Annotated in this window: 14 protein-coding genes; 9 read left to right on the top strand and 5 right to left on the bottom strand. The window is 54.9% G+C overall.

Going from position 1 to position 15579, the window contains the following annotated elements:
• The first annotated feature begins 28 nt into the window (after positions 1-28).
• Entirely contained in the window at positions 29-778 is a 750-nt protein-coding gene (locus JQC75_RS03790; protein WP_203326154.1) for a transporter substrate-binding domain-containing protein, read from the top strand.
• A gap of 109 nt (positions 779-887) precedes the next feature.
• Here the strand turns inward: JQC75_RS03790 and JQC75_RS03785 are convergent, their stop codons facing one another.
• Positions 888-2645 (bottom strand): flotillin family protein, encoded by a 1758-nt coding sequence (locus JQC75_RS03785; RefSeq protein ID WP_203326153.1) that lies wholly within the window; start codon positions 2643-2645, stop codon positions 888-890.
• 26 nt (positions 2646-2671) lie between these two features.
• Complete coding sequence (locus JQC75_RS03780) at positions 2672-3307, bottom strand: YqiJ family protein (protein ID WP_203326152.1); 636 nt, start codon at positions 3305-3307, stop codon at positions 2672-2674.
• Between the two features lie 153 nt (positions 3308-3460).
• Here JQC75_RS03780 and JQC75_RS03775 point away from each other — a divergent pair, with 153 nt between their 5' ends.
• From JQC75_RS03775 to JQC75_RS03755, 5 genes are all read left to right on the top strand, one after another.
• Positions 3461-4942 carry a carboxypeptidase M32 gene (locus tag JQC75_RS03775; protein WP_203326151.1) on the top strand — a complete coding sequence of 494 codons (1482 nt, stop codon included), beginning with the start codon at positions 3461-3463 and terminating at the stop codon, positions 4940-4942.
• 62 nt (positions 4943-5004) lie between these two features.
• On the top strand, positions 5005-5484 hold the full coding sequence (locus JQC75_RS03770; protein WP_203326150.1) for a GNAT family N-acetyltransferase: 480 nt from the start codon (positions 5005-5007) through the stop codon (positions 5482-5484).
• Between the two features lie 7 nt (positions 5485-5491).
• A complete protein-coding gene (locus JQC75_RS03765) occupies positions 5492-5842 on the top strand; it encodes a DMT family protein (RefSeq protein ID WP_011758917.1) in 351 nt (116 codons plus the stop codon).
• Positions 5843-5863: 21 nt separating this feature from the next.
• Positions 5864-6115, top strand: coding sequence for a DUF2960 domain-containing protein (locus JQC75_RS03760; protein WP_011758916.1), 252 nt, complete (start codon positions 5864-5866; stop codon positions 6113-6115).
• 3 nt (positions 6116-6118) lie between these two features.
• Complete coding sequence (locus JQC75_RS03755) at positions 6119-6631, top strand: RDD family protein (RefSeq protein ID WP_203326149.1); 513 nt, start codon at positions 6119-6121, stop codon at positions 6629-6631.
• Positions 6632-6754: 123 nt separating this feature from the next.
• On the opposite strand, the gene lptG is transcribed toward JQC75_RS03755, so the two are convergent.
• Positions 6755-7813 (bottom strand): LPS export ABC transporter permease LptG, encoded by a 1059-nt coding sequence (gene lptG, locus JQC75_RS03750; RefSeq protein WP_203326148.1) that lies wholly within the window; start codon positions 7811-7813, stop codon positions 6755-6757.
• The gene (gene lptF / locus JQC75_RS03745) at positions 7810-8919 is read right to left on the bottom strand and encodes an LPS export ABC transporter permease LptF (RefSeq protein ID WP_203326147.1); all 1110 of its coding nucleotides are present in this window, start codon (positions 8917-8919) and stop codon (positions 7810-7812) included. The genes lptG and lptF overlap by 4 nt, the downstream gene beginning before the upstream one ends.
• A gap of 222 nt (positions 8920-9141) precedes the next feature.
• On the opposite strand from lptF, the gene pepA reads away from it, so the two are divergent.
• Positions 9142-10650, top strand: coding sequence for a leucyl aminopeptidase (gene pepA, locus JQC75_RS03740; RefSeq protein WP_203326146.1), 1509 nt, complete (start codon positions 9142-9144; stop codon positions 10648-10650).
• Between the two features lie 76 nt (positions 10651-10726).
• Here the strand turns inward: pepA and JQC75_RS03735 are convergent, their stop codons facing one another.
• Entirely contained in the window at positions 10727-11479 is a 753-nt protein-coding gene (locus JQC75_RS03735) for a gamma-glutamyl-gamma-aminobutyrate hydrolase family protein (protein ID WP_239002075.1), read from the bottom strand.
• A 638-nt stretch (positions 11480-12117) separates the two neighbouring features.
• Between JQC75_RS03735 and JQC75_RS03730 the strand changes: the two genes are divergently transcribed.
• Together JQC75_RS03730 and JQC75_RS03725 are read left to right on the top strand one after the other, a co-directional pair.
• A complete protein-coding gene (locus tag JQC75_RS03730) occupies positions 12118-12573 on the top strand; it encodes a DNA polymerase III subunit chi (protein ID WP_203326144.1) in 456 nt (151 codons plus the stop codon).
• A 15-nt stretch (positions 12574-12588) separates the two neighbouring features.
• Positions 12589-15504, top strand: coding sequence for a valine--tRNA ligase (locus tag JQC75_RS03725; RefSeq protein WP_203326143.1), 2916 nt, complete (start codon positions 12589-12591; stop codon positions 15502-15504).
• Positions 15505-15579 lie beyond the last annotated feature (75 nt).

Here is a 15579-nt window from a genome sequence, read left to right as displayed (position 1 = left end):
TGAGGGGGAACCCACAGATGGAGCCCCGATGATGCGACGTGTTGCCCTGTTTGCTCTGATGTTGTTTTCAATGATAGCTGCGGCAGAAAGCACGCCCAATTCTCCCACGCTCAAGTATTGCATCACCGGGTCCAGCAGTTGGTACCCCTATTACATCCCCGACAGTCCGCAGGCGCCCGGACTCATGTCTGAGCTGCTGCCGCTGCTGTTGGAACGCGCCGGCGTCCAGGGGCAGAACGTGCCCTTGCCACCCAACCGCACCAATCAGGCGCTGGAAAAAGGCACCCTGGATTTTGACATTGTCAGCCCCAGCTGGTTTGAGCACGGGGATTTTGGTCCCCTGTTTGTGAAATCCGACCCCATAATGCAAATCACCGAGCACATCATCACCCTGCCGCAGAATCAGGAAAGATGGGCCGACATCAGCAGTATCAAGGGCAAGGAAATCGGTACCGTAATGGGGTATCTGTACCATGATGACCACGAGTTCATCCGCGCCGATTTCAAGTCAGAACAGGAGCTGATAAAAGCCCTGCATCGCCAGAGAATAAGTGCCGCTATCAGTGGTGATTACACAGCCCTTTACTGGTCATCCAAGTTGGACTTGCCCATCGCTCTGGCGGCCGAGCACTCATCGGGCGACCTGGTGTTCCGATTACGTAAAGAGCGCGCAGCCCTGCTGCCGGCCATCAATCGTGCCATTGCCGCCTTAAAGGCCGACGGCACCATAGATGCGCTGATAGACAAGTACACCCACTCCATTGAAACAACCCAGTGACAGTGGATAACAGCTCATTCAAGCCTACCTATCCCCTTTAAACTCTTACAAATTAGCCAGTAAAAAAGCGCCCGCAGGCGCTTTCAGGATAAGGAGTTCAGATTGCCGCTCAGTCGGCTCTCTGCTCCCCCACGCTATAACCGTTCAGTTTCACATTGGCCTGCTCCACTACCTTCATCGCCTGGGTGGTAAGCGCATTGTTGCCGTTGAGGAGGTCATTGAGGCCGCCTTTGTCTTTGTCCACCAGCCCGAGTTCACGGAGCATGGCATCCACCACCGGGGCGTTGGCGCGGTAGTTGAGCGCCGCCTGGGTCACCTGCTCGGCAATCCCGCCATTCGCGGCGCCTTCACCCGTCGCCAACGTGGCACCGCTTGCACCATAACCCTGCAAAATCTTAATGCCTTCGATGTTTTCCAGCGGCTTAACCGCATTGGCGACAATCTCCGGCAGGGCGCGCAGAATGGCCAGGGATTTTTGCAGCTCAATCTGTTCGTCACGGAGCACGTTTTCGGCCTCGTACAGGGCCTGCTTACCGGCCGCTTCCACCGCATACACCTTCTCATCGGCTTCGGCCTTGAGCTTCTTGGCATCGGCATTGGCACGGGCTTCGGTGAGGATGGCGGATGAGCGGTCTTCTGCTGCGCGTTTTTCCGCTTCGGCCTGCACAGTGACGCCCACAGCCTCTCGTTCGGCTTCTTTACGGGCATCAATCACTTCAATCTCTTTACGACGATTGGCTTCGGCCACCTGACGCACTGTGATAACCGCTTCTTCTTTCTCCACTTTCAGCTTTTCAGCTTCGGCGGCACGGGCACGGGCGGCCGACTCTTCTTCCGACTTGGCGGCAACGGCAATTTGCTTTTCCTGCTCGGAGACTTCGATGTCACGCTGCTGCTGAATACGGGCCTGCTCGATGGTTTTGCGTTTTTCGATTTCGCGGGTTTCGATTTCCCGGGTCTTTTCAATTTCGGCCGCTTCGATGGCGCGCTCCTTGGCGATTTCCGCCTCACGCTCTTCACGGGCCTTCTGCTCCCGCTGCTTGATAATTTCCGCTTTCTGCTCGGCGCGCTTGAATTCCAGCGCCTGCTGCTGCACCAGACGCGCTTCTTCTTCCGACTTTTTGATTTCCAGTGACTCTTTTTCGGCTTCCAGGTTACGCATCTCTATCTTGATGCGGTTTTCCTGCTGGATATCGTTGGTTTCTTTACGCTTTTCTTCGATGATTTTGGCCAGACGCGCGCGACCTTCCGCGTCAAACGCATTATTTTCATTGAAAAAATCAAGTTCGGTCTGGTCAAAGCCGGTCAGAGACACAGACTCCAGCTCCAAACCGTTTTTCTCAAGATCGTTGGCCACGTTGTTTTGTACCCGCTGCACGAAATCGGCGCGCTGCTCGTGCATTTCGGTCATGGTCATTTCGGCGGCCACGGCACGCAACACGTCAACAAACTTGGACTCCATCAACTTTTTCAGCTCTTCCACCCGGGTGGTACGGGTACCCAGGGTTTGCGCCGCCATGGAAATGCCCTCGGCGTGGGGCGCGACTCTCAGGTAGAAGTCCGCTTTCACGTCCACCCGCATGCGGTCTTTGGTGATAAGGGCGTCTTTCTGGGTTTTTTCCACTTCAATGCGCAGGGTGTTCATGTTCACGTGGATGGTTTCATGCAGTACCGGCAGCACGATGGCGCCCCCATCCTTGACCACCTTTTCACCACCAAAACCGGTCCGCACAAAGGCGGTTTCTTTGGTGGCGCGGCGATAGAGCTTGGCGAAAATCAGCCCGATTACCAAAAGTCCCAATACCGCCACGCCGGCTATCATCAGCATAAAGGTGCCGCTATCGGTAAAAATCTGTGAGTTGTCCATCTAGCTTCCTTGTTATCTACAACAGTTTATTGAGTAAATTGACTGGCGGACCACACCCGGCCCACCCTGCGAATAAGCACTACCTGAGTGCCCTGAATAAATTCATCCCCGGCCGTTTCGGGCTCCACCAACACATAGTGTTTTTGTTGAAACTGGTCTTTTACCAGCGCCTCTGACGGGTTGCCCTTTACCGCCCGGCCAAGGGTGATGGTTGCCACGCAGCCACTGAGTTCATCAATGGACAGGGCACTGCTTTCATTTTTGGGCAGCATGTCAGCCAGCGGCGCGCCGAGGAAACGACAACCCAGCGCCGCGCCCGCAATGGCCAAAGGCACAGACATCCACTGCACCAGCGGCTGACCGAGTAAGCTAATAAAGAGGAAATTGAGGCTGTAGCCGGCAATCACAAAGCAGGTCATGGCCAGCACCAGCCAAATCAGCAGGGGCAAGCGGTTCAGACACAGCCAGCCAATCAAACCGGTGAGGCCGCCTCCTGCGATGTCTGCGTCCATATCGACATCGGCCAAATCCCAGTCTTTGAGCAGCCCCATCAGGCTCAGGCCGGTGACCAGTGCCAGGGCTTCGATTATCCCCAGCAGCAGAATGACAGTTAATACGATACTGAATGGAAAGTTTGCATCAGCAAATAGAAAGCCAAGCATTATCAACTCCTTGTACAGAATGCTATTCCGTGGCTGCGACTTTTGGTGCAAGAAATCCGAGCATATCAAAGCGTGAGTCTTTGCCAAGCATTTTTACCCGCTCTCGGGGCTTATCCGCTAAGATAGGCGCAAACCCATTAAGCTCTCGATCCCATGACGACAAGTTACCTTAAGCTCAAGGGCCATTTTGCCCAGATTTCCCACTTTGAACACTTCAGCGCCCTGGGCGACTGGGATCAGGCCACCATGATGCCCATGGGCGGCAGCGAAGGCCGCAGCGATGCCATGGCAACGCTGGCAGGCCATATCCATGGGCTTCGCACCGCGCCCTGGTTACTGGACGAAATCAATAACGCCGAGTCTGAGCCCCTTACAGCTGATGAGCAGGCCAACCTGCGGGAGATGAAATACCAGTGCCAGCAGGCCATCGCAGTACCCCAGGCGCTGGTTGAAGCCAAGACCAAGGCCGCGTATCAGTGCGAAAACGCCTGGCGCGAGCAGCGTAAACACAATGACTGGCTTGGCTTTAAACCCAATCTCGAAAACGTGATGGCACTGGTACGGGAAGAGGCCGGCCACCGGGCGGCAGTCACAGGGCTTTCTCCCTACGATACCTTGCTGGATAAGTTTGAACCCGGCATGAGAGCCGCCACCCTTGAAACCACCTTTGCCGGGCTTCGCAGCACGCTTCCAGGCCTTATCCAGCAGATCCTCGACAAACAGGCCAGCGATCCGGTTATCCAGCTTGATGGGCCTTTCGACATAGGCGCTCAGGAGAAGATAGGCCGTGAACTCATGGCGCTGCTGGGGTTTGACTTCAATCAGGGGCGACTTGATGTCTCAAGCCACCCCTTCTGCGGCGGCGTGCCGGGGGATGTGCGCCTCACCACCCGCTACCGGGAAGATGACTTTACCGGCGCCCTGCTTGGCATCATCCACGAAACCGGCCACGCCCGCTATGAGCAGGGCCTGCCGTTGGCGCTTCGGGGCCAACCGGCCGGGCTTGCGCGCTCCATGGGTATCCACGAGAGCCAGAGTCTGTTTTTTGAAATGCAGCTGGCTGCCAGCAAACCCTTTATCGAGCTCATCACCCCCATCATCAACCGTCATCTGGGGCGTGATTTCAGCCCGGATACCCTGGTCAACCTCTATACCCGGGTCAAGCCGGGCCTCATCCGGGTCGATGCCGACGAAGTCACTTACCCCTGCCATATTCTGCTGCGATTCGATGCCGAAAAGGCACTGATGGACGGCTCACTGGCCGTGGCCGACTTGCCGGACTTCTGGTCAGCGGGCATGCAGGCACTGCTGGGGATTAACACAGATGGCGATTATCGAAACGGCTGCATGCAGGACATCCACTGGACCCTGGGGGAACTGGGGTATTTCCCAAGTTATACCCTGGGTGCCATGTACGCCGCACAGCTGCGCTTTGCCATGGAAAAAACATTGGGACCGCTGGAGCTTGCCATAGGCCAGGGGCGCCTTTCCGAGGTTTTTGCCTGGCTTGAGCAGCATATCTGGTCACAGGGTTCACTCATGGATACCGACAGCCTCGTCAAGGCCGCCACCGGCGAGGCACTCAACTTCCGCTATCTGGAGCAGCACCTGCGTCAGCGCTATCTGGGCGAATAACCCAGTCTCGGGTATAATTGCGCCCTTTGTGATTTGAACAGGCAGTAAACAAAGGGCGTACCATGCAACTCAGGGCGATTCAGGCCAACGATTGGCCGGCAATTCTCAACATTCAGGACGAATGCTACAACGCAGTGGAACCAGAGCCGTTACACGTGCTGAAAAGCAAGTGGGAAGTCTCACCAGACTCGTGTTTTGTTATGGAAAAAGACGGCCAGGTGCTGGGGTATTGTTTGGCACACCCCTGGGTGGAAACCACGCCGCCTCCCCTGTATCACGCCCTGACCGAACTGCCCACGCCCAATACCCTGTATCTGCACGACATGGCCATTTCTGCCGGTGCCCAGGGCCTGGGTGCCGGTGGCAAGGCGCTGTCCAAACTCAAGCAACTGGCCGAGCGCTGGTCACTGAACTCTCTGTCTCTTGTGGCGGTTCAGGGCGCCGACAGCTACTGGCGCCGTCAGGGCTTCGCCGACAGCCAAAGCCTAAAATGCCTTGGCAGCTACAGTGACGATGCCAGCTATATGATACTGCCCCTGTGAGGCAATAATGCACCCAGCACTGACCACGGTTGCCCTGCTCTGCCTGTCGAATATCTTTATGACATTTGCCTGGTATGGGCATCTTAAGTCGCTTAACCATAAACCATGGATAATTGCGGCGTTGGTCAGCTGGGGCATCGCCCTGTTCGAGTATCTGTTGCAGGTCCCGGCCAATCGCATCGGCTACACGGTGATGAACGTGGGCCAGCTTAAAATTTTGCAGGAAGTGATTACACTGAGTCTGTTTGTGCCCTTTGCCTATTTCTATCTCAAAGAGCCATTGAAACTCGACTACCTCTGGGCGGGTCTGTGCATTCTCGGGGCGGTGTACTTTATTTTCCGCAGCGAATTCAGCTAAAAACAACGAAAGGGTTTTACCATGGCACGTCAGGTTGCATACACCTACAAAGGCCAGGCAAAAGTGATTAACTTTGCCTACGACAAGTACCACGATATGTACGAGGCCGCAGCCGCTGCCGAAGGGGTGGACCTCACCCGTTTTCTGGCAATGGAACAACAGGTTGCCATGACCGCCAAAGGCAAGGGCGCCCTCAAAAGCTACCGTTTGAACGAATTTGCCCGCATGGGTTTTAAAGACATTCGTATGCTGCGGGACGATGAACAGGTCTGAATTATGATAAATCAAGAACATGCCAACTTTCCCCGCGCGGGTTTTTTCCGCCGCCTGGGGGCCATGGTGTACGACCTTATGCTGGCAGCCGCGGTGTGGATCCTCGCGGGCGTGGTCAGCTTTGCCCTCTTTGCCGTGCTGGTGAATGTGGGCCTGATTGACCGCGGCGGCCACGAGCATGTCATTGATGTGATGAATGCCAACTCCCTGTATCGCAATTTAAACTTTGCCTGGATACTGCTGTGTGTGGCGATGTTTTATGTGGTGTTTTGGAGCCGTGGTGGCCAAACCCTCGGCATGCGTGCCTGGCGTTTGAAGGTGCAGCACCCCAACGGCCAAAACTTGAGCTTTATTGCCGCAGCCGCCCGTCTGGTATGGTCACTGTTCGGTTTAGGGAATCTTTTTATCCTTATCAATCCCGACAAGCTGGCGCTGCAGGATAAGATGACCCGCTCCGAAGTGGTGGTACTGTCGGCGGAAGCCAACCAGATGAAAAACTGGCACGGTATGCAGTAAGGCTAATGCCGTACCGCTAGTGCAGTCACCCTTTGTGATAGCCAAAGGCCACAGAGCCGCTGACACACAACGAGCAAATAAAAAGGGCACCCTGGGTGCCCTTTTTACTTTCCTATGTCACGGTCAGCGCCGGATATAGAACACCGCCGCACTGGCGAACAAGAGCGCCGGTGCGCCCGCCCCAATAAAGGCCGGCAGCTGATAAACCATGGTCATTGGGCCGAAGATTTCGTTGCAGATATAGAAGCTGAAACCGGCCACCACACCCAAAAGTACCCTGGCGCCCATGGTTACGCTGCGAAGCGGACCGAAGACGAAGGACAGGGCCACCAGCATCATCACGGCGACTGTCACCGGCTGCATCAGCTTACGCCACAAGGCTAACTCGTAACGGCTGGGGTCCTGGCTGTTAATGCGCAGATAATCCAGATACCCCATCAGCCCCTGGATAGACAGGGATTCAGGTTTCACAGATACCACACTGAGTTTGTCCGGCGTCAGGCTCGACTGCCAAATCTCGCTGTCGACTTCTTCCCTGACGATGGCTTCTTCGGTGATATGGGTCTTACTCACGTCCTGCATCTGCCAGGCCTTACCATCAAAGATCGCCCGGCGCGCATTGACCACATGGTTCAGACGCTCATTCTGGTCAAACTCGTACAGGGTGATATTGCCAAGCGTATTGATGTCCGAGACTTCGCCGATGTTCACAAAGAGGTCGCCGTCTTTGGCCCAAATCCCCCTGTGGGACTTAATCAGACTGCCGCCGGAAATCATGGTGGCCTTCAGCTCGTTGGCGCGCTGCTCTGCGGCGGGTGCAACCCACTCACCAAGCGCCATCACCAGCAGCATCAGCGGTACCGCGGTTTTCATGGCCGATACGGTAATTTGCAGCCGCGACTGACCCGAGGCCTGCATCACCACCAACTCAGAGTTGGCGGCCATCATGCCAAGGCCAATCAGGGCGCCCAGCAGCACCGCCATGGGGAAAAACATCTCGATATCACGGGGGATAAGAAACAGCACATACACACCGGCATCCATCATGGTGTAGCTGCCACGACCCACCACGCGCAGCTGATCGACCCACTTGATAATGCCGGACAGGCCGGTCAGTACCAGCAAACACAGGGATGAGGTGCTGATAAGCACCCGGGCAATATACCAGTCCAGAATGCTCATACTGCGGCCCTCCGTTTGAACCTTCCACTGAGTTTTGCGCCCAGTGGCCGCTCCTTGCCAAGCAGCATAATACCCATCACCAGGGCCGACAGATGTATCCACCACATCCCCAGAAACGCGGGAACCACTTCATCCTCCAGCGCCTTGCGCCCGGCCACCATCAAACCGAAATAACCAAGGTACAAGAGGATTGCCGGCAGCATTTTGGCAAACTTGCCCTGACGCACATTAACCCGTGCCATGGGAACGGCAATTAGGGTCATCAGGGGGATAGCCAAGGGGATAGCAATACGCCAGTGCAGCTCGGCCACGGCTTCGGGTGTGCCCTGCTGCATTAACTGATTCAGGGGCAGAGCCGACATCTTACGTCTGCGCTGATCCACTGCCTGCTCTTTGATTTGCATGCCGTAGCCGCCAAATTCCAGCACCTGATAGTCCAGGCCCTTGGGCGAACCCTGATAGCGCACGCCGTCGTTCAGCTTGAGCTGCTGAGCGCCACTGGCATCCTCCACCACCTTACCGCCGGCAGCAGAAACCAGATTTATCTGGCCATGCTCATCATCGGGATCCGGTAGCTGGGCCACGAACACCTTTTCCAGCTCATTGTCTTTACCGATTTTTTCCACAAAGAGTACAGCGCGGCCATCGGGACTGGTTTGAAAACGGCCCTGCACCAGGGCAGCAAGCCCCGCTTCAGACTGGGCTTTTTCCAGCACCTGATTTTGGCGCTCTTCCGCCCAGGGCGTCACAAACAGAGACAAATAGCCGGTAAACAGCATATTGAGCGCAGCGAGCAGCAGGGTAACCCGGGTGACATACCATTCACTCACCCCAACCCCGTGAAACACCACCATCTCGTTTTCGGAGTACATGCGCCCATGGGCCATCAAAATGCCAAGAAACAAGCTCAGGGGCAGCACGAGCACGGCAAGATAGGGTAGGTTCAACCCAAGCAAGGTAACGACTAAAGAGGCAGGAAACTCACCGTCCGACGCGTCGGCAAGTACACGGACAAAATGCTGGCTGATAAAAACAGTCAACAGCACCAAAAGTACCGCGATTTGTGCCTTGAAAACTTCTTTGAAAAGATATCTAAATACAATCACAGGCAGGATCCGGTATCAAAACTTATCATTTTGCTGGTATCAGCCTAACATTCATGTAAACTGTCTACTTTTGATAGTTTTCTGACCAATACCATCACAAGGCGCCACGGCATCAAGCGCTGAGTAACAGGCCTTGGCGCAGAAACTTAGGCCCGATTTCGGGCACAAGCAGGCATTATCCAATAAATATAAAAATTTGTCTTTAAGAATCTAGGAGTGCTCATGGAGTTTAGCGTAAAGAGCGGCAGCCCGGAAAAACAACGCTCAGCGTGCATTGTTGTGGGTGTATATGAACCCCGCCGTTTGTCCGGCATCGCAGAGCAACTGGACAAAATCAGCGAAGGTTACATCAGCAATCTGCTGCGTCGTGGTGATTTGGAAGGTAAACCAGGCCAGATGCTGCTGTTGCACCACGTGCCCAATGTGCTCAGTGAGCGCGTTCTCTTGGTCGGTTGCGGTAAAGAGCGCGAGCTGGACGAGCGTCAATATAAGCAAATCATCGCCAAGACCATCAACACCCTGAACGAAACAGGTTCCATGGAAGCCGTGTGTTTCCTGACCGAACTGCACGTGAAAGGTCGCGATACCTATTGGAAAGTGCGTCAGGCCGTAGAAACCACCCAAAACAGCCTCTACAGCTTCGATACCCTGAAAAGCCGCAAGGGCGAGACCCGCCGTCCGCTGCGCAAACTGGTGTTCAACGTGCCTACACGCCGTGAACTGACCGTTGGCGAGCGCGCCATCGAGCACGGTGTTGCCGTTGCCTCGGGTATGCACCTGTGCCGCGACGTGGCCAACATGCCACCGAATATCTGTAATCCAGCTTACCTTGCCTCTCAGGCTCGCCAGTTGGCCGAAGTACACGAAAACCTGCAGGTGTCTACCGTGGGTGAAGAGCAAATGGCCAAGCTGGGCATGAACTCTTACCTCGCCGTGGGCCGTGGCAGTGCCAACGAATCCATCATGACTGTGATGGAGTATAAGGGCGCCGTGGACAGCACCGCCAAGCCTATCGTATTGATAGGTAAAGGACTGACCTTTGATTCAGGCGGTATCTCACTCAAGCCGGGCGAAGCCATGGATGAGATGAAATACGACATGGGTGGCGCCGCCGGTGTTATCGGCACCATGAAGGCCATCTGTGAGATGAAGCTGCCGCTGAACGTAGTGGGTATTCTGGCAGGCTGTGAAAACATGCCCTCCGGCAATGCGTACCGTCCCGGTGACATACTCACCACCATGAGCGGTCAAACCGTGGAAGTGCTGAACACTGATGCCGAAGGCCGTCTGGTACTGTGCGACGTGCTGACCTACGTTGAGCGTTTCGACCCTGAACTGGTTGTCGACACGGCCACCCTCACCGGTGCCTGTGTGATTGCGCTGGGCAAGCATGCTTCAGGCCTCTTCTCTTCTCACAACCCGCTGGCACACGAGCTGCTGAGCGCCGGTGAGCAAAGTGGTGACCGCGCCTGGCGCATGCCATTGTGGGATGAGTATCAGGACATGCTGGACAGTCCTTTTGCCGACATGACCAACCTCGGTGGTCGTCCGGCGGGCTCCATCACTGCAGCCTGTTTCCTGTCGCGCTTTGCCAAGAAATACAACTGGGCACACCTGGACGTAGCAGGTACCGCCTGGAACAGCGGTGCCAACAAGGGCTCTACCGGTCGTCCGGTGCCTCTGTTGACCCAGTTCCTGATAAACCGTGCCGGTGTAGAACAGGGCGAATAAGCCAAACTGCTGTTTAAAGCACATAAAAAAAGCGAAGCCCAGGCTTCGCTTTTTTGTTGCTCACAATCCGTTAGCTTCAGGACGCCTTGTCGATACGCAGGTCCTGCCCACAACCTGCACGGCGACGGCAAGCCTCACCAAATGCTTTGAAAATCTTGATGGAGTCAGGATTTTCAAGCGCCTTCCACTCAGGATGCCACTGCACCCCAAGGGTGAATTGAGGCAGATAGGGCGCATGCAGAGCTTCCACCAGGCCATCTTCAGCAAACGCCAGCGCCTCCAGTCCCTTACCCAGAGTTTTAATGCCCTGACCATGGAGCGAGTTAACGTCTATGGTGTCCCCCAGCAACTTATGCAGCCAGGAGCCCTTCACCATGGTGATTGAATGACTGGCACCATACTGCACCTCGGGCGGTGTTTCCGGATCTTCACGGTGATCGTTCAGATGTTCCTCATCATGCACCTTCTGATAGAGATCGCCGCCAAAGGCGATATTCATCTCTTGCATGCCACGGCAGATGCCCAGTATCGGCAAGTCCCGCTTAACGGCGCCCTTGATAATGGCAATATCTACCAAGTCCCGCGCCAAATCCTGTTTTTTCTCCGGAGTGAGGTTTTCCTGACCATAGAGGCTGGGGTCGATATTGGAGGCGGCACCGGAAAGGTAAACGCCGTCTGCCATGTCCAGATATTGTTCAATATCTGCCACACCAAAGCAGGTAGGGATAAGTAGCGGAATGCAGTCGGAAATGTCTACCACGGGCTGCATATATTTGTGGGTCATGACCTGATAGGCGTGGCCATTTCTGTCTTGTTGACCCATGGACATCAAAATTACCGGTTTTCGTTCTTGTCTTGCTGATTCTTGTTGTAAGGGCATAGATCACCTGATATTCAAACGCGTTTAGTTCGCGCTTTGGGCATAGCCTGGTGTGGTTGAAACCTGACGCTAATCAGAATGATGCGTTGGTTTAAACAGCTCAGGACATGCCCAAAACCCGTACCTGCTACGTCCTTTTCAGGACGGCAATCACAGCATCAGCATGCCCAAAGGCGTTCGATATGTCAAACAGATGAAAACTTATTATTTACAACCGGTGACGGTATAACGAAACAGAATAAGCAAACTGCAGCATCCAACTGAGGGGAACAGCGATTGACCTTCGAGGCCTAACGCCTCCAGATACCCAACAGATGATTTGCCGCCACCCAATAAAAAGCAGCGCTCTGTCCGCGTATGGGCTGCTTCTGAAAATCCTGATGCGCAGCATCAAAGGCGGCAGTTATCTAGAGCGCTCATCCCCCAGCCTTTTCTCGAGCTCAAACTCTCAAGCAACTGTGTCTGTTGCTTACTCCCTCTGTTTTCAACACCAATGCTTAAACAGCAAGCCAATTTGCCGGTCCGGCTTTATGTCGGGCGCCCAACTAAGTTAGAATCCGGACTTATTGTTTACGCACAGGCCCACCATGACCCAGGCACTTTTTTACGTACTTCCGCCGTCCCAAATGAGGGATGCTGCCGAGCTGCTGGCCTGCCGTCTGGCGGCGTTCCATTACCGCCGCGGCGCCTGGGTGTATATTCACTGCAACGATGAATCCCAAAGCTTCGCCATCGACGAGCAGCTCTGGCAATTTGACCCCAACGATTTTGTGCCCCACAACCTCAAGGGCGAAGGGCCTCAGGGCGGCGCGCCGGTGGAAATCGGCCACGATCGCCTCGGGCCGTCAAAAAACCGGGGCATTCTGATAAATCTTGCAGAAAAAGTACCGCCTTTTGCGGTACACTTTGGCCACTTTATCGACTTTGTCGCCGGTGACGAGGCCACCAAGGCACTGGCACGGCTGCGCTTTCGCGAGCTTCGCGGCCTTGGCATCGGGCCATCCACTCAGGATTTGGCGACACAACCCCTTAATCTAGTTTGAGAAAATCTGATCCCCATGGAAAAGACATACAATCCACAGTCCATCGAACAGGCCCTCTACCGCGTTTGGGAAGAAAAGGGTTACTTCAAGCCACACGGTGATGCCAGCCAGGGCAACTATTGCATCATGATCCCGCCGCCGAACGTCACCGGCAGCCTGCACATGGGTCACGCCTTCCAGGACACCATCATGGATACCCTCATCCGCTATCAGCGCATGAAGGGCAAAAACACCCTGTGGCAAGTGGGTACCGACCACGCTGGTATCGCCACCCAGATGCTGGTTGAGCGCAAGCTGGAAGCCGAACAGGGCAAGAGCCGCCATGACCTTGGCCGCGATGCCTTTATGGAAAAGGTTTGGGAGTGGAAAGCCCAGTCCGGCGGCACCATCACCAGCCAGCTGCGCCGCATGGGCGCCTCTGTGGATTGGGACCGTGAGCGCTTCACCATGGATGAAGGCCTGTCCAACGCGGTGCAGGAAGTGTTCGTGCGCCTGTACGACGACAAACTGATTTATCGCGGCAAGCGCCTGGTAAACTGGGATCCCAAGCTGCACACCGCCATTTCCGATCTGGAAGTGGAAAACAAAGAAAAAGCGGGCCATATGTGGCACTTCCGCTATCCGCTGGCCGGCACCGAGCTGACCGCCGATGGCAAAGACTACCTGGTAGTAGCCACCACCCGTCCTGAAACCATGCTGGGCGACAGCGCGGTTGCGGTACACCCCGAAGATGAGCGTTATGCGTCACTCATTGGCAAAGAAATCATTCTGCCTATCGTGAACCGCCGCATCCCCATCATCGCCGATGAATACGTGGATAAAGACTTCGGTACCGGCTGCGTGAAAATCACCCCGGCCCACGACTTCAACGACTACGAAGTGGGCAAGCGCCACAGCCTGCCGATGTTCAACATCCTCACCCAGGATGCCACCATCCGCGCCCTGGCCGAGGTACTGAACACCGATGGCAGCCACAACAGCGAGCTGGATGCCAGCCTGCCCGAGCGCTATGCCGGTCTCGACCGCTTCAAGGCCCGCGACGCCATTGTTGCTGAGTTTGAGACTCTGGGCCTCCTGGAAAAAATCGAGCCACACGCCCTCAAGGTGCCTTATGGCGACCGCTCCGGCGTCGTCATTGAGCCGCTGCTCACTGACCAGTGGTACGTTGCGGTGCAGAAACTCGCTCAGCCAGCCATCGAAGCGGTGGAAAACGGCGACATCAAGTTTGTGCCGCAGCAGTACGAAAACATGTACTTCTCCTGGATGCGCGACATTCAGGACTGGTGTATCTCCCGCCAGCTGTGGTGGGGTCACCGCATTCCTGCGTGGTACGACGAAGCCGGTAAGGTGTACGTTGGCCGCAGCGAAGAGGAAGTGCGCCAGAACCATAACCTCGGCGCCGACGTAAAACTGCGTCAGGACGACGACGTGCTCGATACCTGGTTCTCCTCTGCCCTGTGGACCTTCTCCACCCTGGGTTGGCCGGAAGAAACCCCAGAGCTCAAGACCTTCCACCCCACCGACGTGCTGGTGACCGGCTTTGACATCATCTTCTTCTGGGTTGCCCGGATGATCATGATGACCATGTACTTCGTTAAAGACGAAGACGGCAAGCCGCAGGTACCGTTCAAGACAGTTTACGTGACCGGTCTTATCCGCGACGAACAGGGCAACAAGATGTCCAAGTCCAAGGGTAACGTCCTCGATCCTTTGGATATGATTGACGGTATCGACCTTGAGTCGCTGGTTCAGAAGCGTACCGGCAACATGATGCAGCCACAGCTTGCCGCCAAGATTGAAAAGAGCACCCGCAAGGAGTTCGAAAACGGCATCGAGCCACACGGCACAGACGCGCTGCGCTTTACCCTGGCGGCCATGGCCTCTACTGGCCGTGACATCAACTGGGACATGAAGCGCCTCGACGGCTACCGCAGCTTTTGCAACAAGCTGTGGAACGCCTCCCGCTACGTACTGATGAAGTGCGAGGACGTAGATCTTCGTCAGCTGGCAGAAGTTTATTCAAACAGCGACTCCGGTGATGACATCAATCAATGGATCCGCTCTAAGTTTGAGCTAGCCGTTAAAGATTTCACCCAAGCAATTGAAAGTTATCGATTTGATATTGCGTCGGGCGTAATCTATGAGTTTGTTTGGAATGAATTCTGTGATTGGTATATCGAGTTATCCAAGCACAAAATTAGCACCGAAAACTCTGCAGACGCGAAACTACAAACTTATTCCACCCTCCGTACGCTGCTGGATGTACTGGACGGGATACTGCACTTGAGTCATCCAATGATCCCATTTATTACCGAGGAGCTTTGGAAGAACATTAAGTCTATTCGTGCAACTATTCACGGCACAACAGTTGAAGATTTGTACGATGGAAAAGACAGTCTGATGAACTGTAGATTCCCTGAATTCAATGCAGAAAAAGTTGATGAAGAGGCTCTTAAGTCGGTTGAAGTGCTGAAAGAAGCTGTTATTGCGATCCGTAATGTAAGAGCTGAGAAAAACATTGCACCGTCAAAGCAGCTAGAAGTCATGATCCGTCGCGGGACTCTTGATGCAATGACTCTTGAAACCTTTTCGGGTCAATTCGAAGCAATCTGTAATCTTTCAAAAGTTACAATGCTTTCGAGTACTGACAGCGTACCTCTGTCAGTACTGAAACTAGTTAAAGACACTGAGCTGTATGTCCCACTAGCAGGTCTGATTGACGTTGCCGCAGAAATGGCCCGTATCGACAAGCAGCTGGAGAAGCTGACCGGCGAAGTGGCCCGCATCGAAGGCAAGCTGTCCAACGAAGGCTTTGTGGCCAAGGCCCCTGCCGAAGTGATTGAGAAAGAGCGCGCCAAGGCCGCCGACATCAAACGCGACATGGACAAGCTGACCGAGCAGAAAGCCGAGCTTGCCAAGCTGGAAGCCTGAGACGGCTTAAAGCCAAGCCTCTGACTTACAGATAAGAAAGTAAAAAAGCAGCCATCAGGCTGCTTTTTTTATCGG

Source organism: Shewanella litorisediminis (assembly GCF_016834455.1).
GTDB lineage: Bacteria > Pseudomonadota > Gammaproteobacteria > Enterobacterales > Shewanellaceae > Shewanella > Shewanella litorisediminis.
This window is presented reverse-complemented; position numbering and strand designations above follow the sequence as displayed.

Excerpts from the sequence above, each read along its gene's own strand:
- JQC75_RS03775 (WP_203326151.1), top strand. The coding sequence starts at position 3,461 with ATGACGACAAGTTACCTTAAGCTCAAGGGCCATTTTGCCCAGATTTCC.
- JQC75_RS03790 (WP_203326154.1), top strand. The coding sequence starts at position 29 with ATGATGCGACGTGTTGCCCTGTTTGCTCTGATGTTGTTTTCAATGATA.
- JQC75_RS03785 (WP_203326153.1), bottom strand. The coding sequence starts at position 2,645 with ATGGACAACTCACAGATTTTTACCGATAGCGGCACCTTTATGCTGATG.
- JQC75_RS03760 (WP_011758916.1), top strand. The coding sequence starts at position 5,864 with ATGGCACGTCAGGTTGCATACACCTACAAAGGCCAGGCAAAAGTGATT.
- JQC75_RS03725 (WP_203326143.1), top strand. The coding sequence starts at position 12,589 with ATGGAAAAGACATACAATCCACAGTCCATCGAACAGGCCCTCTACCGC.
- JQC75_RS03765 (WP_011758917.1), top strand. The coding sequence starts at position 5,492 with ATGCACCCAGCACTGACCACGGTTGCCCTGCTCTGCCTGTCGAATATC.
- lptG (WP_203326148.1), bottom strand. The coding sequence starts at position 7,813 with ATGAGCATTCTGGACTGGTATATTGCCCGGGTGCTTATCAGCACCTCA.
- JQC75_RS03755 (WP_203326149.1), top strand. The coding sequence starts at position 6,119 with ATGATAAATCAAGAACATGCCAACTTTCCCCGCGCGGGTTTTTTCCGC.
- JQC75_RS03730 (WP_203326144.1), top strand. The coding sequence starts at position 12,118 with ATGACCCAGGCACTTTTTTACGTACTTCCGCCGTCCCAAATGAGGGAT.
- pepA (WP_203326146.1), top strand. The coding sequence starts at position 9,142 with ATGGAGTTTAGCGTAAAGAGCGGCAGCCCGGAAAAACAACGCTCAGCG.
- JQC75_RS03780 (WP_203326152.1), bottom strand. The coding sequence starts at position 3,307 with ATGCTTGGCTTTCTATTTGCTGATGCAAACTTTCCATTCAGTATCGTA.
- JQC75_RS03770 (WP_203326150.1), top strand. The coding sequence starts at position 5,005 with ATGCAACTCAGGGCGATTCAGGCCAACGATTGGCCGGCAATTCTCAAC.
- JQC75_RS03735 (WP_239002075.1), bottom strand. The coding sequence starts at position 11,479 with ATGTCCATGGGTCAACAAGACAGAAATGGCCACGCCTATCAGGTCATG.